22 protein-coding genes and 1 tRNA gene are annotated in these 21,869 nt (G+C 40.2%); 4 read left to right on the top strand and 19 right to left on the bottom strand.

Annotation, left to right across the window (positions count from 1 at the left end; genetic code table 11):
• The first annotated feature begins 53 nt into the window (after window positions 1–53).
• Window positions 54–860, top strand: a complete 807-nt coding sequence (gene murI, locus AC1W6K_RS09895) for a glutamate racemase (RefSeq protein WP_481721228.1) — start codon at window positions 54–56, stop codon at window positions 858–860.
• Here murI and AC1W6K_RS09890 read toward each other — a convergent pair.
• The 18 genes from AC1W6K_RS09890 to AC1W6K_RS09805 all read right to left on the bottom strand — a co-directional run bounded on the left by AC1W6K_RS09890 (window position 857) and on the right by AC1W6K_RS09805 (window position 19,039).
• Entirely contained in the window at window positions 857–1,147 is a 291-nt protein-coding gene (locus AC1W6K_RS09890; protein WP_481721200.1) for a hypothetical protein, read from the bottom strand. The two genes, murI and AC1W6K_RS09890, sit on opposite strands and share 4 nt — an antisense overlap.
• Window positions 1,140–1,673, bottom strand: a complete 534-nt coding sequence (locus tag AC1W6K_RS09885; RefSeq protein WP_481721202.1) for a DUF420 domain-containing protein — start codon at window positions 1,671–1,673, stop codon at window positions 1,140–1,142. Before AC1W6K_RS09885 ends, AC1W6K_RS09890 begins: the two co-directional genes overlap by 8 nt.
• 1 nt (window position 1,674) lies before the next feature.
• Complete coding sequence (locus AC1W6K_RS09880) at window positions 1,675–2,394, bottom strand: SCO family protein (RefSeq protein ID WP_481947356.1); 720 nt, start codon at window positions 2,392–2,394, stop codon at window positions 1,675–1,677.
• A 22-nt stretch (window positions 2,395–2,416) separates the two neighbouring features.
• The gene (locus AC1W6K_RS09875) at window positions 2,417–2,731 is read right to left on the bottom strand and encodes a cytochrome C oxidase subunit IV family protein (protein ID WP_481721206.1); all 315 of its coding nucleotides are present in this window, start codon (window positions 2,729–2,731) and stop codon (window positions 2,417–2,419) included.
• Between the two features lie 18 nt (window positions 2,732–2,749).
• A complete protein-coding gene (locus tag AC1W6K_RS09870; protein WP_481721208.1) occupies window positions 2,750–3,517 on the bottom strand; it encodes a cytochrome c oxidase subunit 3 in 768 nt (255 codons plus the stop codon).
• 10 nt (window positions 3,518–3,527) lie between these two features.
• Entirely contained in the window at window positions 3,528–4,106 is a 579-nt protein-coding gene (locus AC1W6K_RS09865) for a cytochrome c oxidase subunit 3 (protein ID WP_481947355.1), read from the bottom strand.
• 3 nt (window positions 4,107–4,109) lie between these two features.
• Entirely contained in the window at window positions 4,110–4,958 is an 849-nt protein-coding gene (gene cyoE / locus AC1W6K_RS09860) for a heme o synthase (protein ID WP_481721212.1), read from the bottom strand.
• Complete coding sequence (locus tag AC1W6K_RS09855) at window positions 4,959–5,900, bottom strand: COX15/CtaA family protein (protein WP_481947354.1); 942 nt, start codon at window positions 5,898–5,900, stop codon at window positions 4,959–4,961. It abuts the gene before it with no gap.
• 19 nt (window positions 5,901–5,919) lie between these two features.
• On the bottom strand, window positions 5,920–7,818 hold the full coding sequence (locus AC1W6K_RS09850; protein WP_481947353.1) for a cytochrome c oxidase subunit I: 1,899 nt from the start codon (window positions 7,816–7,818) through the stop codon (window positions 5,920–5,922).
• 30 nt (window positions 7,819–7,848) lie between these two features.
• Window positions 7,849–8,934, bottom strand: coding sequence for a cytochrome c oxidase subunit II (locus AC1W6K_RS09845; protein WP_481947352.1), 1,086 nt, complete (start codon window positions 8,932–8,934; stop codon window positions 7,849–7,851).
• Window positions 8,935–8,965: 31 nt separating this feature from the next.
• Entirely contained in the window at window positions 8,966–10,348 is a 1,383-nt protein-coding gene (locus tag AC1W6K_RS09840; RefSeq protein WP_481721220.1) for a quinol:cytochrome C oxidoreductase, read from the bottom strand.
• Between the two features lie 31 nt (window positions 10,349–10,379).
• Complete coding sequence (locus AC1W6K_RS09835) at window positions 10,380–10,988, bottom strand: c-type cytochrome (protein ID WP_395785214.1); 609 nt, start codon at window positions 10,986–10,988, stop codon at window positions 10,380–10,382.
• Window positions 10,989–11,025: 37 nt separating this feature from the next.
• A complete protein-coding gene (locus tag AC1W6K_RS09830) occupies window positions 11,026–11,544 on the bottom strand; it encodes a DUF3341 domain-containing protein (RefSeq protein ID WP_481947351.1) in 519 nt (172 codons plus the stop codon).
• 31 nt (window positions 11,545–11,575) lie between these two features.
• A complete protein-coding gene (gene nrfD / locus AC1W6K_RS09825; protein ID WP_481947350.1) occupies window positions 11,576–12,976 on the bottom strand; it encodes an NrfD/PsrC family molybdoenzyme membrane anchor subunit in 1,401 nt (466 codons plus the stop codon).
• Between the two features lie 30 nt (window positions 12,977–13,006).
• On the bottom strand, window positions 13,007–16,051 hold the full coding sequence (locus tag AC1W6K_RS09820; protein WP_481947349.1) for a TAT-variant-translocated molybdopterin oxidoreductase: 3,045 nt from the start codon (window positions 16,049–16,051) through the stop codon (window positions 13,007–13,009).
• Window positions 16,052–16,096: 45 nt separating this feature from the next.
• Window positions 16,097–17,305: a c-type cytochrome gene (locus tag AC1W6K_RS09815; protein ID WP_481722133.1), complete on the bottom strand. Its 1,209-nt coding sequence runs from the start codon at window positions 17,303–17,305 to the stop codon at window positions 16,097–16,099.
• Window positions 17,306–17,521: 216 nt separating this feature from the next.
• A tRNA-Cys gene (locus AC1W6K_RS09810) sits at window positions 17,522–17,592 on the bottom strand.
• 148 nt (window positions 17,593–17,740) lie between these two features.
• Window positions 17,741–19,039 (bottom strand): metallophosphoesterase, encoded by a 1,299-nt coding sequence (locus AC1W6K_RS09805; RefSeq protein ID WP_481947348.1) that lies wholly within the window; start codon window positions 19,037–19,039, stop codon window positions 17,741–17,743.
• Here AC1W6K_RS09805 and AC1W6K_RS09800 point away from each other — a divergent pair.
• Window positions 19,027–19,815: a Rossmann-fold NAD(P)-binding domain-containing protein gene (locus AC1W6K_RS09800; protein WP_481947347.1), complete on the top strand. Its 789-nt coding sequence runs from the start codon at window positions 19,027–19,029 to the stop codon at window positions 19,813–19,815. The two genes, AC1W6K_RS09805 and AC1W6K_RS09800, sit on opposite strands and share 13 nt — an antisense overlap.
• An 18-nt stretch (window positions 19,816–19,833) precedes the next feature.
• Here AC1W6K_RS09800 and AC1W6K_RS09795 read toward each other — a convergent pair whose 3' ends face one another.
• Window positions 19,834–21,030: a M20 metallopeptidase family protein gene (locus AC1W6K_RS09795; protein WP_481947346.1), complete on the bottom strand. Its 1,197-nt coding sequence runs from the start codon at window positions 21,028–21,030 to the stop codon at window positions 19,834–19,836.
• A 161-nt stretch (window positions 21,031–21,191) separates the two neighbouring features.
• On the opposite strand from AC1W6K_RS09795, the gene AC1W6K_RS09790 reads away from it, so the two are divergent.
• Both AC1W6K_RS09790 and AC1W6K_RS09785 read left to right on the top strand, forming a co-directional pair.
• Window positions 21,192–21,707 (top strand): HNH endonuclease, encoded by a 516-nt coding sequence (locus AC1W6K_RS09790; protein WP_481722125.1) that lies wholly within the window; start codon window positions 21,192–21,194, stop codon window positions 21,705–21,707.
• Window positions 21,707–21,869, top strand: a 163-nt coding sequence (locus AC1W6K_RS09785) for an NAD(P)-binding domain-containing protein (protein WP_481947362.1), incomplete at its 3' end; no start/stop codon positions are given. The genes AC1W6K_RS09790 and AC1W6K_RS09785, both read left to right, overlap by 1 nt.

Genomic DNA, 21,869 nt, shown 5'->3' with positions numbered 1-21,869 from the left:
GTGGGTTTGAAAAGAATACCAAATTCCCGTTATTTACATTCTATTTTAGACTTATGCCAAACGCTGCACCCATTGGAATTTTTGATAGTGGAATTGGGGGACTTACCTTAGCTCATGCCATAACCGAACTCATGCCCAAAGAACCCATCATTTATTTTGGGGATACGGCGCACTTACCTTATGGTGATAAATCAGCCACGGCGATACAAGCATACTCTGTCAAAATCTGCAATTTACTTCTAGAAAAAAACTGTAAACTGATTTTAATTGCCTGCAATTCAGCTTCCGCAGCGGCCTATGATTTAGTGAAGGCCTATGTGGGAACGAAGGCCGTTGTTGTGAATGTCATCGACCCAGTCATTCAATACATTGATCAGGATTGGGCAAACAAAAAACTGGGACTTATCGGGACCAAACAAACTGTGAATTCTGGAATTTACGCCCGCAAGGCGGCGGAGCTTGACAAAAATATTCAAGTACAGTCGCTTGCAACGCCGCTACTAGCACCCATGATTGAAGAAGGGTTTTTCAACAATCGAATCTCAGAGCAAATTATTCAAGAGTATTTGGCTAATCCAACGCTAACCGGTATCGACGGATTAATTCTGGGATGCACACACTATCCATTAATCAAAAAACAAATTGAAGATTATTACCAAGGGAGCGTAGAAGTAATAGACACCTCGATTATTGTAGCTGAAGCAATCAAAGAGTTATTGGTTGAAAAAGATCTTTTGTCAACAGGCGTAATGGGGAGTCGGCAATTTTATGTATCTGATTACACAGAATCTTTTGAGCAGTCAACCAAACAGTTTTTTGGGCAGGCAATCAAATTAACCCAATACCCAATCTGGGATTAGGATTGCTTACTTAATAGTTGGGAGACTTTTTGGCGTAATTGCCATTTTGAGATACGTGCCTGCTGTTCTTTTTTACTCTGACGAAACCACATCCATGCAATGACACCCACGAGCAAGTAGGGTGCAGTTAATAAATACAAAATACCCGTATTTAACCCTGTCGCAATATTTGATCGACCATTTGAAATCGTACTTTCCACCGTTGTCCGACACATCGCACACTGTGCAAATCCATCCATTTGGAAAAGAAAAAAAACGATTAAGAAGAATGCAATTCGCTTAAACATAAAAAGGAGATATCATAAGGTAAACAATCACACCAGTAAGAGAAACATATAGCCAAATGGGAAATGCCCATTTAACCGTTTTTTTATGCGCTTCAATTTGATTTGTTAAAGCTTGATAAATGGCATACAAGACTAAACGAACAACTCCGATGGATAACACAATATGTGTTATTAGAAAGAAATAATACACAGGTCTAGTCCAGCCTGTACCCCCGTATGGGGTGGATGGATTAGAAATATGATATAAAATATATAAGATTAAAAATAAACCACCTTGAGCAAATGCCAACTTCATGGCAGTTTCATGCCCCTTAATATTCTTGGACTTAATCGCGATGAAACCGTAAATTAAGCAGATAGCCGTAGTAGTGTTCAAAAAGCCAATTACGTGCGGTAACACTTTGGTCCAATCGCCTAAAGGTAATTTTATTTGAATGCCGATAAGTGCCGCAACGGCCAACGGAATTACGATTGAAACGATGTTAATCAATTTATCGTTTTGTGGATTTTGGGAAATCGTAGGCATATTAATTTTCTGTTGAATATATAGTTTTCAAGACCTTTATTTCTACAATTAGTCGGTCAACTTCTTTTTTGTCTGTCCCGTCATAAAATCCACGGATGACACCCGACTTGTCAACTAATACTAAACGTTCTGAATGAATAAATGTTTCATCTGGATTTTTAATGGCCGCATCATATTCGGAAGCATCTGCCAAAGGCACATGAAATCCTTTCAAGATTAATGGGTAAATATTTTTTTTATCTCCCGTTAAGAAAGTCCAACGGGCAGTGTCTGCATCGAACTTTTTAGCATAGCTTGCTAGTTTTTCCGGATTATCGTACTTCGGATCTACCGAAAGAGAGATAAAATGTATGTCTTTGTCTTGGATAAAGGCGTCTGTAACTCGACTCATCTGAGACGTTATTTTCGGGCAAATAGTCCCGCAACGCGTAAAAAAGAAATTAGCCACATAAATTTTGCCCTTTAGGTTTTCAGAAGTGAAAGTCTTTCCGCGTTCGTCCATTAAAGAGAAGGAAGGGATTGTCTGAAAAACGGTGTCCAACTCGGATTCATTCCAACGTGGTTTCAGTCGTTTGGCCATCTTAATTTCACCTGTAGTTGAATCAATGGCAGGAATGTAACGAGGAAGACTAAAATGATTTTGGCCAAAAATCTTCAAGCATATATAAACAAGAACAGGCACTATTAATATCATTAATAAAATGCCTGTCTTTTTATTCATTTTGAGGGTAGGGATATCCCTATTAATACATATTGCCGCCCTCGAACATCAAGGCAACCAAAAGCCAGACGACGAAAATGGTAGGAATTAAAACCGCCCAAATAAGCGATTTAACTTCATGTTTTAAGTGCATGAATTCACCTACAATGTAGAACGCTTTAACAATCGTCATGCCGCAGAAAATGGCTACACGTAACGTGTTAGCGGGCATAGTGAAGGCAATAACGAATTCGATTGCAGTTAAGATCAATAAGATCCAAAATGTTTTCCAAATAGCACCTGTATTAGGAGGAGCAATTACTTTTTCAGAGGTTTCGTGAGCTACGTGCGAAGCCATATGTAATCAAATTTAAGATTAAACTAAATAGAAGAAGGTAAACACAAATACCCAAACAAGGTCTACAAAGTGCCAGTAAAGGCCTACTTTCTCAACCATTTCATAATGACCTCTACGCTCATAAACTCCCGTAGCTGCATTAAAGAAAATTAGAATATTCAAAATTACACCTGAAAATACGTGGGTTCCATGGAATCCTGTAATAAAGAAAAACAGATCGGCAAAAGCAGGTGGGCCATATGGATTGCGAACTAAATTCGCACCTTCAATTGGCGAAATAACACCATCAATTACTTGTTTAGCCGCGAGGGTTAAATCTTCTGGTCCATGAATAAAGTGGGACCACTCCCAAGCTTGCGAGCCTAAAAATGTAAAGCCGCCAATGATAGTCCATAACATCCATTTTTCTACATCTTTACGATCATCTCGGTGGCCTGCTTCTACAGCAAGCACCATCGTTACCGATGAAGCAATTAAAATAAACGTCATAATTCCGACGAAAACCAGTGGTAATGATATGCCATGTAAAAATGGAACTGCCTCAAAAACCTTTTCAGGAATAGGCCAATGAGCCGTAGAGAAATAAAATGTATCCGGTGTTCCCTCCCAAGCTGGTTGGCTAAAACGAATCATTCCGTACGTAATCAAAAGGGCTGAGAATGTGAAGGTATCCGATAATAGGAAAAACCACATCATCAATTTTCCATAACTAGCCTTTAGAGGTTCAGAACCTCCTTGCCATGCTAAATTTTCTGGAACCGCTGGGGCAGCGTGTGCTACTGACATAGGTATAAGCTTAATTGTTAATCAATAAAAATACAAATAAATAAAGCCATAAGGCGTCTAAAAAGTGCCAGTATGTGGCACAAATTTTAATTTGGGTCAATTGTTTCGCGTTAATTCTCAATTTGAAAGCCGCAACAAGTGCAAAAATGAGAACCACTAGTCCTGAAACTAGATGTAAACCATGTAAACCTGATAAAACATACACAAAAGAACCAGACGGATTACCTACAAAATAAACGTTCATTTCCACTAATTGGATCCAACCGAAAAATTGCATTACTAAAAAGAGTAATCCGAGTACAAAAGTAATAGAAATACTTATTCGAAGTGCATTAAATTGGTCTTTTTTTGCTGCTATTAATGAGTAATGCATGGTAAGACTACTCAAAATTAAAACGCCAGTACTATAGCTAAATAAACTTGGCATTTGAAACTCTACCCAGTTCCCTTCCGCTTTTCTAACTAGGTAAGCTGAAGTGAAGGCAGCGAATAACATAACGATGGAGACAATAAAAAGCCACATCGTAAAAACTTTTGGATTTACCGAGCGGGTTTCAGCCGGTTCGATTACGTTCTCTGTTGATTTCATGATTTAAACTTTATCAAATAATAAGGTAATTTGTATAATAATTAAATAGAAAAAAGAACCAAACATCATCCATTTCGCAGCTTTATCGGTAGGTCGCATCATGAGATAAAACGTTTGGCATAAAAAAAGAATTCCAGCGACAACGGTAATGATGGCCGATTGAATTCCAGTAATGTGCAATAAATAAGGCACAAAACCCAAAGGCACTAAAAAGAGTGTATATATCATAATGGTGAAAGCCGTTTTAATGTCTTTCTTCCCATCATTTGGTAACATCTTAAATCCAGCTTTGCGGTAATCCGCATCAGCTACCCAGGCAATCGCCCAGAAATGCGGGAATTGCCAGAAAAATTGAATGGCAAAAAGAATTCCTGGTTCCCAACCAAAATGGCCCGTTGCGGCAACCCAACCAATCATGGGGGGGAAGGCTCCTGGGAACGCACCCACAAATACAGATATGGGCCCCACGCGCTTCAAGGGGGTATAAACATAGCCATATAAAACATAGGAGAGCAAGCCGATTATGGCCGCTTTCCACGTAAAATAACTTAATAAACCTAAGGCAATCACGGCCAAAACATAACCAAAATTTCGGGCTTGAGCCGGTGTTAAGGTTTGGGTGGGCAGTGGGCGCTTAGCCGTACGCTTCATTAATTTATCGAATTCAATTTCTTTCAATTGATTCACTATATTCGCCGCTCCAGTAAGGACAAAACCTGCTAATGAAATTAAAAATATACCCAGCGGTTTATGATCGATAGGAGCTAATAAATACCCGAACGTCCCCGAGAAGGCTACCGTCATCGATAGTCTCGATTTTAAAAGGGCGACATAGGGTTTAATACTAGACATTTAGGCGTTTTTTGTTTGTATCCAAGAGCTGATGTGCCAGCCGATTAATACTAATGAGATTAATAGATGAACTGCTTGGCTTCCAAGAGGTAAAGCAAAATAGGCCATCAGAATACCGGTGAAAAATGAAATCCCAATTAAAACCATCATGCCATGGCGGTAATTTTGCAATGGAGACATTTTTATTTTATTCCAAAGGATCAGGTGGCTTACAGCAATCACCCAAGAGAAAGTTCTATGGATAATATAGCTAACATCTAGGTTTGCTACCCATTGGTCTTTAGCCCTTTCTCCTAAATCTTGAATCACGTGATCCATATTCTCACGCACTTGGGTGCCCAAGATAATTTGGACCAAAATAAGACCTAAATTAATCCCTATCCATGTCCGATTTGCTATTGGTATAACATCCGATGAAGATTGATTGTTTAGGGCTCTCACTAAAAAATAGATGACTCCAATAGATAATAACATGTGAGCCGTCACAACGCCTGGCAACAGAAAGGAGTCGACAACATATTTACCAAGAACGGCATTAGCTAACACGAGTGTAAGGGCCATTAAAGTGGGTAAAAACACCTTTTTGCCCTCTTTATAACCCAATATAGTCGTAATTAATATGATTAAGCCTGTTAGCGCACCTAGTAGTCTATTGATGTACTCAATCCATGTTTTAGTGGCATTGAATTCGACTTCTCCATGCAGCTTTTCCTTGTAGATAACTTCATAATGCAATGGCAATTCTTCGGCTTTTGTGGGAGGGATAAATCGACCAAAACATTTAGGCCAATCTGGGCATCCCATTCCAGATCCTGTGCTGCGAACGATTCCGCCAGCTAGGATAAGCAAATATATGCTTACAATTGATAAGATAGCAGATCTTCTAAAGGCCATTTTTGGGGTAAAAAAAGATGCATCTAAATGAGATTCATTCGGATGCATCTTAGTTTAGAACGGTTAATTAACGGTTATAACTTTCGTTTTGTGCTCCTAATAAACCATCAATATCCCTCTCTTTTGCAATATCTGCGTTTTCCTCGGGAAGATTTGAACTTTTCGTTGCAGAGAATGGTACGTTTTGAGGAATAAAATCCGCATCTGAACCTGGCTTAGAATAATCATAAGGCCAACGGTATACAGCGGGGATTTCGCCAGGCCAATTTCCATGTTCTGGATTAATTGGTGTAGTCCATTCAAGCGTTGTTGAATTCCACGGATTTAGTGGAGCCCTCTTTCCTTTAAAAATAGAATAGAAGAAATTCCATGCAAATATGGCTTGCGCTGAGAATGTAATAATGGCTGCAATTGAAATAAATGCATTCATGTTTGTAAATGCAGATGCTCCATCATTTCCTAGGGCTGTAAACGAATAGTAACGACGCGGGAATCCAGCAATACCGATGTAGTGCATTGGGAAGAATACAAGATAAACGCCAACAAACGTAAACCAGAAATGTATATAACCTAATGTTTTATTCATCATTCGGCCAAACATTTTAGGGAACCAATGATACACACCGGCCATTAAACCAAAAAACGATGCCGCGCCCATAACTAGGTGAAAGTGTGCTACAACAAAATATGTATCGTGTAAATTGATATCTAATGCGGAGTTTCCTAAGATAATTCCTGTTACTCCACCTGAGATAAATAGGGAAACAAGACCAATAGAGAACAACATTGCTGGAGTAAAAATCAAATTACCTCTCCAAAGTGTCGTGATATAATTAAACGCTTTCACTGCTGATGGAACTGCAATGATTAACGTAAGGAACATAAATACAGAACCTAAGAATGGATTCATACCCGTTACAAACATATGGTGTGCCCACACAATGAAAGCTAACACGGTGATACCCATCATAGAACCAATCATCGCGCGGTATCCAAAGATAGGCTTGCGTGAATTTGTAGCAATGATTTCAGAAGTCATACCTAAAGCAGGTAACAACACGATATATACTTCTGGGTGTCCTAAGAACCAGAATAGGTGTTGATACAATATGGCAGATCCACCCACATTAGGTAGCGCCTGACCTTGAATATAAATTTCGGATAAGTAAAATGACGTACCGAATGAACGATCAAAGATTAATAATAACGCCGCGGATAAAAGAACCGGGAAGGATAAAAGACCTAAAACTGCGGTAAAGAAAAACGACCAGATTGTTAATGGCATTTTAGTAAATGTCATTCCTCGCGTACGCAGGTTTATAATTGTACAAATGTAATTTATGCCACCCATCAATGATGAGACAATAAAGAATGTCATCGATGTTAACCAAAGCGTCATACCTAATCCTGAACCTGGCATCGCCTGTGGTAATGCAGAAAGTGGGGGATAAATTACCCAACCTCCTGAAGCAGGTCCTGTCTCGATAAATAGAGACGTGAACATGATCATAGATGAGATGAAAAAGAACCAATAAGATAGCATGTTAATGAATCCCGAGGCCATATCTCTTGCGCCAATTTGTAGTGGAATCAAGAAGTTGGAGAATGTACCGGAAAGACCTGCTGTCAATACAAAGAATACCATGATGGTACCGTGCATCGTAACCAACGCTAAATAAAATTCTTTATCTAGTTTTCCGCCTTCATCGATCCAGCCACCTAGAATAGGCCGAAGCCACTCCAATTGCATATCTGGAAAGCCCAATTGCAAACGGAAAATTATCGAGAATGATCCGCCGATAAAGGCCCACAAGATACCAGAGATCAAGTATTGCTTCGCAATCGTCTTGTGATCCGTAGAGAATATATACTTCGTCCAAAAATTTAATTCATGGTGTTCGTGCTCATGATCATGATCGTGTGCATGGGTGTGAACTTCTTCAGCGTGTGATGTTACAGTTGACATATAAATTTATTTTCTACTTTTCTTAAATGATTAGTTTAAACTAACAGCCTCAGTTGCGGTTGAATCTGTAGCGATAGGTTCTGCTGGAATATATTTAGTTGCTTTTGCTTTCAGATTGGCAGGAACCTTAGCTAAGTAAGCTGGATTGGTTGCCAAAAATGGCTTTTGCTCCGCACACCATTTTTTATAATCAGCCGGCTCATCTACAAAAACAGTAATGGCCATACCAAAGTGTCCACGCCCACAAACTTCCGTGCAATTCAACTTAAAGTTAAAGTCTTTTTTGCCCAACTTAGCCCGCATTTCATCTGTAGAGATTGTTGGCGTAAACCAAAATTTAGTTGGCATACCCGGAACCGCATCCATTTTCACCCGATGAAAAGGTAGGTAAACAGAGTGCAAAACGTCCTGCGCGTGAATCTTTAATAATACTGGCTTTCCTTTTGGTAAGTGTAATTCAGTGGCTGTAAAGTCATCAAATGAATGCTTATCTGTAAAATCAATACCGATATTATTTGTCTCGTCAATTAATTTGTAGTTGTAGTTACCGAGTTGGTTATCGTCAACACCACCATAGCGAACGTACCAACCGAATTGATGGCCTGTAAGCTCAATCACAACAGCTTCGCTTGGTGCTTGCGAGGTAATATCGCGCCAAGTTCTCCATCCTGTGAAAACAAGAATCGCCATCACAATAGCTGGGATAACTGTCCAAATCAATTCTAATTTATGGTTTACCGGATAGAATGTCGCTTTTCTATTTTTGTTGTAACGGTATTTGAATGCAAAGAACAATAGTAATGTATTGGAAGCAAAAAACGCTAATGTCACAACTGACATGGATGTCCAAAACATTTTATCAGTAGTTACTCCATGCTTTGAAGCAGCTTCTGGTAAGAAATCGGGAGCACTATGTAGAAATGACCAAACACCTGCAATGGTGCCCAATAGCCAAAATATTAGCATTCCGTAAGCATTTGTGTTGTTTGAGGAATCCAATGCAGTATCTGCATCTTCGCTTTCAGATAGATTTTTGTTAATCTTCATACTCTTGACTATCACTGAGATAGCCAGGATGAAGAAAACGATGGATAAAAGACCAATTAGGTAATTCATATATGTTAAGTTTAATCGTATGCGCTAAAAACTAAATGTCGTGATGTAATGCTTCTAATAAGAATGGGTGGTTCTTTGCAATTAAAGACGCCTTCGTTAATTCGTCTGAAATTACATAAATGAATGCAGCTGCAAACACAGTCACCATTCCAAATTCAACTAAACCGTAACCGCCATGTTTGCCAACTACACCAGGCATAATCATTTGATAAAAATCAATATAATGACCCACAATAATCATGAATGCTGCTATTTTTAAGAACAAGCGTGTACGCTTTGCATCACGTGTCATTAGAACTAAAAATGGGAACAAGAAGTTTAGCAAAACCATTAAAATTTCTGAAGTTTTGTAAATTTTATTGTGTCCTTCCCAACGCTCTATGAAATATATCGTCTCTTCGGGTAAATTAGCATAGTAGATCAATAAAAATTGCTCAAACCATACATATGTCCAGAAGATAGAAAAAGCAAACATAAACTTACCCAAATCATGTAAGTGATTCTCATTTACATAAGCCATTAAACCTTTATCTTTTAAGTATAGGATAGCTAATACAATCACAGCATAAGTTGTTACATGCCATGATGAGAACATATACCATCCAAACATCGTCGAAAACCAGTGGGTATCAATAGACATTACCCAATCCCATGCGAATATCGAACTAGAGGCTCCAAATACAACGATAAATGCGGTTCCAATTCTAACTAATTGCGTAAAATATTCAGTACCCCCATTTAAGTCTTCTTCTAGTGATTTCTTACGTAACATTTTCCATAGGAGAATCCACAATCCGCCAAAAACGACTAAGCGAATTAAAAAGAAGCTCTTATTCAAATAACCAGATTTACCTGCGATAATTTTATCATAGTTTTCGCTGCCAACCTCTGTTACACCGTGGTGCATCCAGTGAAAAATCACATCACCTTTAAACAAGAAAACTGCGATTAAAATCGGCAACGTGATGTATAGGAACTTAGGGAAAGCCTCAGGCACACGCTTCATTACGGAAGACCAACCAGATTTGGTTAGGTATTGTAAGGAAACAAAGAACATGCCAACAACAGCAATACCGGTAAAGAAGACCGCATTTAACCATACGTTAGCCCAAATACGATTAGTCCAATCATAATGCTCCTCTGCAGACGCTTGGTGCGAAACGGCCCCACCTGAAACATGCTCTGTTGCTGCTTCATGTCCTGCTGTTGCGGCCTCATGTCCTGCTTTTACTGCTTCATGCCCTGCATTGGCTACTTCGTGACCACCAGACTCCCCTTTGGATAAAAGGTAAATGCCTAGTGCTAAAGCCGCTAATCCAGCGATGAAAGCATAAATTATTCTTTTTTTGCCTTCAGAACTGAATTCAAAATGCTCTTCAACGTTTGCTGGGGAAAAATGTGAATGTCCCGCCATCTTGATCTCTATTTAATTTAAATTAATTGAATTATTGTTTTTGCAATTCGTGAACGTATAGCACAATCTTCCATCTATTTTCAGATGATATTTGTGATCCATGTGCCCACATTCTACCCTTTCCATGTGTGATAACGTGATAGATATGTCCGTCATTCATGTCTTTTAGCGCATCACTTGAATACACGGGAACACCTTTATAGGCTTTGGCTACTAAACCATCTCCTTTACCAGCTTCCCCGTGGCAGTGTTGGCAAAAACGCTCATATTGCAATTTCCCTGCCTCAATATTTTCTGGAGTGGCCGAAATTGGGTTAAATAATGATTTTTCTGAATAGGATATACTATCCGTGGGGATTGCTTTTGATGTCAACTCCTGGGTTAAAAATGCCTGTTTTAAGCTATCTGAACCTGTGTAAACTTTACGAGAAACGGTCCCCTTTACAGGTAATCGCATATTCAAGCCTAGCGGGTTAATTGTATTACTATCGCCTTCTGTTTGGCTCATTGGCTCATATCCAACTGAGTGATACATATTAGGTGCGAATTCAGTTCCTGTATCATTGTGGTCAGATCCGCAAGACATTAATCCTGCTACAATACTGGCTACTAAAACGAATTTAATTCTTGGATTAAACATGTTGTTATGCTTCTTCGTGAACAATTGTTCTTATTAATTATTTAACATTTACTTCCACTGCACCAGAATCCTTTAGGGCTTTCTTGATATCAGCTGCACTTGCTTTATTCTTGTCTACATTGATTGCCATGACAAATTTATCGTCAGTCGTACGGATGTCCAATGGAAGCGTTTCGTTTCCTGGCCATAAATCATTCGATATACAGAAAGTGGTTACAAGTCCAAAAGCTGTGAATAATACGGTTCCTTCAAACGCGATTGGAATCCAGTTTGGTAATGCAAAGAAATCTTTACCTCCAATAATCATCGGCCAGTCAAATACCATGGTATAGCTAATCAATGAAAAGGTACAAATCATACCTACGGTACCAAACATAAATGCGGCTATCGGTAAACGAGTACGCTCGTGACCTACGGCTACATCTAAACCGTGAATTGGGAAGGGAGAATACACATCCTCAATTTTGATTCCTTTTGACTTTACTGCACTAACTGCATGTAAAACCTCATCCTCATCATCGTAAACTCCTAAAATGTAATTAGTTGTCGAACTCATATTAATTTAATTTCGAATTTGCTAAATAGAATTACTCCTCTGATTTTTTTGTTGGCTTAATACGTTTAATCGTAAACTCTGTCGAAACGCCTTTCATTACCGCCTTCACTTCCGCCATGTTTACCACGGGTAAGAACTTAGCAAACAAAAAGAATAAGGTAAAGAATAAACCAAATGAGAATATGTAATCACCAATGTCATACATCGTTGGCGAGAACATAGCCCAAGATGAAGGCAAGTAATCACGGTGTAATGACGTCACAATAATTACGAATCGCTCAAACCACATACCAACGTTTACCACAATTGATAAGATGAATGAAACCATCAAGTTCGTCCGGATCGCTTTTGACCAGAATAACTGTGGAGAAATTACGTTACACGTCATCATCATCCAATATGCCCACCAGTATGGACCAGTAGCACGGTTGACAAACGCATAACTTTCATATTCCACACCTGAATACCATGCAATAAAGAACTCAGTTAAATAGGCGATACCTACAACCGAACCTGTTACCGTGATAACAATGTTCATCATTTCAATATGCTCAATCGTAATGTAATCTTCTAATTTGAAAACGACACGTGTGATTAACAATAAGGTTTGTACCATCGCGAAACCTGAGAAGATTGCACCCGCCACGAAGTATGGAGGGAAGATTGTTGTATGCCAACCAGGAATAACTGACGTAGCAAAGTCCATCGATACAATGGTGTGTACAGAAAGTACAAGCGGTGTAGAGATACCTGCCAAAATCAATGACATATACTCATAACGCGCCCAAGTCTTCGAAGAACCTGTCCAACCTAAGCTGAAAAAACCATACCAAAACTTACGACCTTTTGTTGTCGCACGGTCACGAATCGTTGCCAAATCTGGCACAAGACCCATATACCAAAATAATAGGGATACAGATAAATACGTGGAGATTGCAAATACGTCCCAAACCAAGGGAGAGTTAAAGTTAACCCATAAAGAACCATAGGTATTAGGAAGTGGTAAAGCCCAGTGAGCTAACCAAGGACGTCCCATGTGCGCAAGGATAAACGATGCTGCACAAAGTACGGCAAAGATTGTCATCGCTTCCGCTGAACGGTTAATGGATGTTCTCCATTTTTGACGGAATAATAATAACACAGCCGAGATCAAGGTTCCTGCGTGACCGATACCAACCCACCAAACGAAGTTCGTGATGTCCCAAGCCCAACCAACGGTTTTATTTAATCCCCAAACGCCAATACCTTGCCACCACGTGTAGAAAAGGCAATAAGCACCATAAATGAATACAAGACAAGAGATCCCGAATGCAATTTTCCATTCTTTTGTAGGCTCTCCCTCTACTTGCTTACAGATATCGTGGGTAACATCGGAATAAGACTTTCCACCAGTAACTAGTTTCTCTCTTATGGGTGATACAACGTGCGACATATTTTTATTTACTGTTTTACGATTAAAAATTTATGCTTTTTTAGCATCCTTATTACGAACTTTCTTTAAGTAAGAAATATTTGGTTTTACGTTAATTTCTTCAATTACGTGGAATGCACGACCTTCTTTCTCCACAAGTAATAATTTAGAGATTTCAGATACAGGATCATTCATATCACCAAAAGTAATCGCATTTGTAGGACAAGATTGAGCACAAGCTACTTGAATCTCTCCATCTACTGGACGGCGCTTTTCTTTCTTAGCTACCAATTTACCCTCTTGTATACGCTGAACGCACATCGAGCATTTTTCCATTACCCCACGTGAACGAACCGTTACGTCAGGGTTAATCACCATACGACCTAAATCGTTATTGAAATGGAAATCAAAGTCATCTGTTTGGAAATAACGGAACCAGTTGAACCGACGAACTTTATATGGACAGTTGTTTGCGCAATAACGTGTACCGATACAACGGTTATACGTCATTTGGTTTAAACCTTCTGTTGAGTGAGTTGTTGCCAATACCGGACAAACCGTCTCACAAGGAGCATTATTACAGTGCTGACATAACATCGGCTGGAATATAACCTCAGGATTATCCGACGCAATTTCTAAACCTTGCATATCTTCTACTTCAGCATCCGATGAATAATATCGGTCAATACGCATCCAATGCATTTCACGACGGTTAACAACTTCCTGACGGCCTACTACGGGTACGTTATTTTCTGCCGAACATGAAATCACACAAGCCGAACATCCCGTACATGTATTCAAGTCAATCACCATACCCCATGCATGGTTATTGTATTCGTGACCATTCCAAAGCGTTAAATCAGTTGCGTCTTTTTCGCCTTCAGATGTTTTCACACGTGGTGTAAAGCTTCCAGCTTTTGCATCTTTTACAAAGTCTGCCAATACCGTTTCTTGAACGACCGCTTGGCGCGCCATAACCGTATTGTGTGTTTGTGTTTGTGCAATTTCTTTTGTGTCACCAGTTGGTGCTACCGAAACTCCCTGTGTACAAATACCCACGCATGCGCCATTGATCTCAGAGATAAATGGGTATGCATTTACTCCTACGCCATCTGCAGACTTACCTGCTTTCGTACGTCCGTATCCGATTGCAATGGCAATTGTATCTTGCGCTTGGCCTGGTTGAACTAACACAGGGAGTGTAACTTCATATCCTTTCGCGCTTACTTTTACTAAGTCGCCTTGTTTTAATTTTAATTTCGTTGCCGTTGGCTGCGAGATAGATGCATAATTGTCCCAACATGCCTTTGAAACTGGCTCAGGGAATTCTTGTAACCATGGGTTGTTCGCCTGAGAACCTGTACCTAAGCCAACTTTCTCATAAACAGCGATTTCTAAACCAGTAGATGCTGCTGCATATGCTTTGTTAATTGCAGATGAAGCAGAAGCTACGTCAACGGATGGACTAGCGGCAGAAATCGAACCTGCATTTGGTTCAAATACTCCGTTGTGTAATGCTGAGTTCCAAGCAACTTTTCCACCTTTTAAGATTGTGCTTTCCCAGTTGCGCTCTAAATACGCTTGGTAATCACTTGCTACGCCAGCCCAAGCTAAGAAACTTGATTGTGCTTGACGCGTTTTGAAAATAGTCGAGATTGCAGGTTGAGTTAATGAATAGAAACCTGCTTTAGGTTCTGCATCATTCCATGATTCTAAGTAATGAGAATCTGGTGCAATATATTGACAGATTGAAGCAGTTTCGTCTGCACGATCATTGGTTGCTAAACTAAGTTCCACTTTAGGTAAAGCTGCTGCTAAATCGGCTCCCATTGGGTGGTTATAAACTGGGTTTGCATTATAGAATATGACCGCTGCAATTGAACCTGCAGTAGCTTCCTTAATAAAACTAGCCATCGCCATGTCATTACCTTGGCGGTAATTCATAGGGATTGCTGTATTTAGGGTGGTGCCATAGGCGCCAACTAACGCGTTAGTCGCGGCAATGATTTTTTGAACTTCGGGGTCATTTGATCCAGCTACTACGATAGAAGCTCCTTTAGAAGCGACTAAGTCTTTTGCAGCTTTATCTAAATGATCAATCTTAACAGAACCACCTGCTACAGATGCTGCGCCAGTTAATTTAGCAACCGCATTGTAAAGTGCAACAGCTACTAAACCTTCTTGTGATGGCTTGTAAGTAGCACGGTAATCTGCATTCGCTCCCGTATTTGAAAGAATTGTTTCAAATTGGTAATGACGCGACATATCTCTTTTACCCCCTTTTTCAGAGCTTACACGGCGGGTTACCGCCCATTGTGCTGCAAATTCAGTAGGCGAAATCCAAGAACCTAAGAAGTCAGCTCCTAATGAAACGATTGTTTTCGCTTTGCTGAAATCGATGCTTGGTAAAATACCACCATGAGCTTGTGTTAAACCATAAGCTGGATTGGCATCATATGAAATGTGTTGGGTTGTTGGGTATTTCGCCGCGAATTCAGCAATTACCTTTTTAGTCGTTGGAGAAAGAACCGTGTTTGAAATGATTCTGATTTGACCTCCTTTGGCAGCTACAGCAGCTAATTTTGCTATAAACTCTTTATCTAATTGAGTCCAATCTGCAGCTTTACTACCGATTTGTGGACCTTTTAATTTTTCATTGTCATATAGACTCAATACCGAAGCATGTGCACGGCCTGAAAGTGTTCCTTTGGAAACCGATGATAATTTGTTACCCTCGATTTTGATTGGCCGACCTTCGCGCGTCTTCACCAAGATTGAAGCGTAATCGCCTCCGTCCGTGTAAGTCGATGCGTACCAGTTTGCAATCGTAGGCTCTACATCTTCTGGCTTGTTCAGGTAAGGAATTGTTTTCTTAACTGGCGCTTCACAAGCAGCTAAAGAAACGGCTGCAACACCGAATCCTAACATTTTAAGAAAATCACGACGATGAGTTCCTGCGCCATCGACTAAGGCATCACCTTTCGAATCGTTTTCGGATGGCATATTGCCAAACTCATTGTGGACATTTTTGACAAACGATGGTTCATTGGTTAACTCCTCAATCCCTTTCCAATACCTCTTGTTCGAATTTTCCATATAATCTTTCTTATTCAGACTAATTTTGAATCTGTTGTAAACCTATTAATAATGGCACTTAGAACACTCTAGGCCGCCTATGTTTTGTACTTTTAATGGGGTCTTGCTATCCTTGTTATGAACTTCAACAAGCTTATCATAATAGGCATTGCCTTTTGCATTTACGTCTGATTGGCGGTGGCAGTCGATGCACCAGCCCATTGTCAACGATGAACGTTGCTCAACTACTTCCATTTTCTCGATTTCACCATGGCAGTTTTTACATTCTAATCCACCTACGTTTGTATGTTGTGAGTGGTTAAAATATGCCAAATCCGGCAAATTGTGAACACGAACCCATTGGATAGGCTCGTCATTTTCCAATGCGGTATAAATTTTTTGAATTTCTGGGGATTCGCGTTTGATGGCGTTGTGGCAGTTCATACAAATGTTTGCAGATGGCACGTTACCTCCTTTACCAGAGTATACGCCTGTGTGACAGTAGTTACAGTTGATTTCATACTGCCCTGCGTGTAATTTGTGTGAAAATTTGATTGGTTGCTCTGGAGCATATCCTTGATGGATACCTACGCCATAAGCCGCATCAATCGTTGCTTTACCACCTAATAAAAGGGCTAAAACTAAAACACCTGTTTTTACTGCCGAGTTTGCGGCTAATTCTTTAAGGTTGGCCGAAATGCGTTGCATCAATGGAGTCTCTGCAGCAGCCTCTGGATTTTGCGTGATTTTACCAAGCGTATTTACAATTGAAAGTAATGCGATCAATACGAGAACCATAATGATTAAAAGTCCAATTAATAAGACTTCCATCATTCCGCCAGAGCTAGCTGCTGCTGTTCCTTCGGCTCCCGCCGCTGGGGCCGCTCCCGCTGCTGGCGCTGCTGGTGCCACATTAGATGCATCGATGTAGGCAATAATACCTTTGATTTGATCATCCGAGAAATTCGGATAAGGTGTCATCGCAGCTTTATTATATTTGTTGTACAGATCGTTTGCATATTTATCGCCCGAGGCAATCATTGCTTGTGGATTATGAACCCATTTGATGATCCATTCAATCGGGCGACGCTCACTAATTCCTTTTAGACCTGGCCCAACAAGTACCTCGTCGGTTGATGCATGACAAGCCGCACAGTTGTTTTTAAATAATGTTTCCCCTTCCGCTGCATCTTGAGCGTAAATTGTGCCAAAAGTGGCCAAAAATAAAGTGAAGGATAATAGAAACTTAACGAGAGTTAATTTTTTGCAAAGCATAGTGTTGATTTTCTCATTTTAATTCAGTCCGCAAAACTACAATCCGAATTTTTAGGAAACAATTTATTCGTAGAGCAATTTCGTGTTTTTTTAAGGTTTTAGCGGTTATTTAGAATTTTTCAAAATAATCTAAAGACGAAAATGTAATTTTTCTAGAGTAGTTTGTACAAAACGGAGTTAAACAAAAAAACCTTCCGGATGGGAAGGTTTTTTCTGAGGTTTCGAGCGGATTCGAACCGCTGTAGAAGGTTTTGCAGACCTCTGCCTAACCACTCGGCCACGAAACCAGTTAATTGGGACGCAAATTTAGCTTTTTTTCAATTAGGAGCAAGGGGAATGATAAAAAATAGTAGTCATTCGGCTGTGATCAGTCGATAGCCTCTACTCTCTACTCTCTACTCTCTACTCTCTACTCTCTACTCTCTACTCTCCACTCTAACTCAGTGTGAAAATGGAAATCTCCGGCGGCATCCCCACACGTCCTGGATAGCCCAAATATCCAAATCCCCGATTCACATAGAGTTGTTGGCCATCCTCCCCATACAATCCCGCCCATTGTTTATAAATATATTTTGCTGGCGACCATGTATCAAAACCTGGAATCTTTACCCCGAATTGCGCCCCGTGCGTGTGCCCCGAAAACGCTATATCGATATCTTTAAATTTGGCATTTTTCGTCACCTCGGCATTCCAATGCGTTGGATCATGCGATAACAATAATTTGGTCGCAGCCTCCTCTGTCCCCGCATGTGCCTTAGCTAAATTGCCATACCACGGGAAGCGGCCGATACCAATATTTTGTACGCCAATAATAGCTAATTTTTCGCCTGACTCCGAAATGATATGATTTTCATCCATGAGTAGGTTCCAGCCCATTAATTCATGCGCCTTCATCAAATTATTTAAATTTTCCTTTTTGGCCGCTGGACTTTTCCATTTCACATAGTCCCCATAATCGTGATTGCCTAAGGTGCTAAAAACGCCATAAGGGGCTTTGATTTTGGAAAACATCTTAAAATAATCCGTTAATTCTTTGGATTCATTATTTACTAAATCCCCCGTAAAAAATACGAGGTCCGTTTTTTCACGCATGAGCATATCTACGCCACCCTCTACAGCTGTTTTGTTGAAAAAGCTTCCTGAATGTATGTCCGACAACTGAGCAATGCGCATGCCACGGAATTCTTTGGGGAGTTTCGGTATTTTTAGACTTACTTTTTCGATGCGGTAATCATGTGCACCAGAAAGAATGCCAAAGGCAAATGTGGCAGCCGGAACAGCACCTACTGCTAAAGCGGCTTGTGAAAGGAATTCATGCCGACTGATCGCACTCGGATCTTTTTTGCGAATTTTATTAGTTCCCCAGCGGAAAAAGCGGGTGATATCTTCTAACAGCAAAAACAGAATAATAAATATTTTACTAAATACCGAAATCATGACTAATGACATGAACGTAACGCGCAGTTCGTTTTTCCAAGCGTGCAAAGGCAAGGAATTATATGAAACAATGCCTAAAAGAATAAATACAGTAAAGCCCCAAAAGAAATATTTAGCCGTTTTTTGGATACGATTAGTTGATTTTTTGAAGGCAGTTTTTACGGCCATCCAAACATAGTAATCCAATGCAACAAGTACAATACTGATAAAAGGCACAAAAAACATTTTATTCATGGGTTCCAAACTATCTTTGCGGTTCAATTGTTCCAAAGGTGCAAATATATATGAAAAAGACATTAAGTATTTACGGAGGCGGTTGGGTAGGCGCACCATTGGCATTTAAACTAGCATTAGCGGATTTTGATGTCCATGTTTCTGCCTCTCAAGTACATCCCCAAGCCAAACATCCGCACGTACATGTGGTCGATTTTCGTGCCAGCGACGAGACAACTGAGAGCGAATGGTCACAAATGAATCAATCTGCAATTCAAGTTTGGTCCATTCCCCCACGCCGTAAGAAAAACTCGGAAGAACAATATTTGCGAATCGTACAAAATTGGGTCAGCGGCTTGGATGCTGAAAAAGTGGAGAAAATTATCTTTTTGTCCTCTACAACTGTCTATGCAAATGTGTCTGCTATCGTGGATGAAACGGCTGAAATCAATGAAAATTCATTGATGGCCCAAGCTGAAGCAATTGTTTCTGCATCTCCAATCACGTCAATTATTTTGCGTCTCGGAGGTCTAATGGGAGGAGACCGATTTGTAGCTAAATACTTTTCAAATAAGCGGAATGACGGCGCGAATTGCCCTGTCAATTATGTTCATAAAGACGATGTAGTCAATTTAATTGCTCTTACGTGTGAGAAAATCCAATCCGGGATCTATAACATTGTTGCTCCCGAACACCCCACCAAACAAGATGTGGGCATGAACGATTGTGAAAAACGTGGCATGAATTCGGGTTACTGGGATTCGAGCCAACCGTGTTTAGGGGGTAAAATTGTTTCTGGAGATAAAATCGTAGAGGAATTAACGTACGATTTTAAATGGCCTGATCCGATGGAGTTTTAAATTTTTCATCACACTCTCTTACCTCTCACCTCTCAATTCACTCACTGCCAGCCAAGCCATTAAACCTGGCCCAATCGTCAACGCTTTTTCATCAATATCAAATGTAGGTGTATGTACGCCGCTGATAATACCACGCGCTTCATTCCGAATCCCAAGTCGATAAAAACATGCATCGACATGGTGGGTGTAGAAAGCAAAATCCTCGCCAGCCATCCAAAGATCTAAATCCACCACATTTTCTTCGCCCATATATTCGATAGCCGCGGCTTTGGCTTTACGTGTTAATTCAGGATTATTTTGTAAATAAGGATAGCCCTTTAAAACCTCAAAAATCGCCTCACCTCCCATCGCATCTGCGATTCCTTCCGCTAATTTTTTCATCTTTAACAAGCCTTCTGCCCGCCAAGTTTCATCCATTGCCCGGAATGTACCCGCAATATTGACCTCATCAGGGATCACATTTGTAGCCCCTAATCCCTCAATTTTTCCAAAAGTTAACACAGAAGGTAATTTTGGATTTTTATTTCGTGAAATGATTTGCTGCATCGCCACAATGATATGCGATGCAATAACAATTGGATCAATACATGCATCCGGCATGGCTCCATGCCCACCTTTGCCAATAACCTTGATGTATAGTTCATCCGTACTGGCCATATACATGCCTTCTCGGAACCCTATTTTGCCAACTGGAACATTCGTAGCAACATGTTGGCCAAAAATACTTGCAGGCTTTGGGTTTTCTAAAACCCCTTCTTGAATCATTATGCTGGCACCACCTGGAGCTTTCTCCTCAGCTGGTTGGAAAATCAATTTCACCGTACCTGTAAACTCTTCTTTAATGGATTGCAAAATACGTGCTGTACCCAACAATGATGAGGTATGCACATCATGCCCGCAGGCATGCATAACTCCAGGATTTTGTGATTTATAAGGGACATCATTCGTCTCTAAAATTGGTAACGCGTCCATGTCGGCACGTAACGCAACAACCCGACTCGTTGGGTTTTTGCCTTCAATCAAAGCCACCAGCCCTGTATTTGCTAATGGCGTACTCGCAATGCCCATGAGGGCTAAATGCTTTTGCACATAAGCCTGTGTTTCAAATTCTTGATAAGACAATTCGGGATGCTGGTGAATGTGGTGCCTGTACGCAACTGTTTCGGTTGTGTGTGCAGCCGCTAAGGATTTGATTTTTTCAATAAGTGAAGGCATCAGAAAATATTTATTTTGACAAAAGTACAAAATATGGCTTAAATAGCTCTAAATCGGAATGAGAGCTCTTCTAATTATTTTATGGCAAGCCCATGTCAATCAGGTTATTATTTTTTTTAACTTTAAAGCATGTGCTACTGAATGCAATAATTTTTTCCCCCATGAGTCAAAAAGTATTAGTCCTTAATCAAGATTATAGTGCCTTGACCATTTGCTCGATGCCCAAGGCTTTTTTATTAGTTTACCTCAATAAAGCTGAATTAATAGCCGAATCAACTTCAGAAAAGCTTCACTCCATCCATCAAACTTTTCCCTATCCCTCGGTCATTCGACTGAATCGCTATGTTTATTTTCCATACAAGGGGGTGGTGTTAAGCCGACAAAATATCTTCAAACGCGATGGTAATCAATGTCAATATTGCGGATCTGGCGACCATTTGACATTGGATCATGTCATCCCTAAATCGCGCCAAGGACGGACCTCATGGGATAATTTGATAACGGCGTGTAAATATTGTAACTCTAAAAAGGGACATTTGACTCCCGAGGAAGCTGGAATGCATTTAATGCGCAAGCCATTCAAGCCATCGTTTGTTATGTTTTTGCGAAATTTTTCCGGAATTTTGAATCATCAATGGCTCCCCTTTGTAGGATCTAAGACTGAACCCATGTATTAATGTTTAAAATCTCGTTTATTGGTGCAGGCCATGTGGCCTGGCACCTTTCTCAAGCGCTGGAAAATGCCGGTCATAGTGTGCAAGAAGTATTTAGTCGTAATCCCGCCAAAGCCAAAGACGTTGTTTCTTATTTGTATAATGCCCAAGTGCAAGAGCATTTAG

This window comes from Aquirufa sp. (genome assembly GCF_964796385.1).
This window is presented reverse-complemented; position numbering and strand designations above follow the sequence as displayed.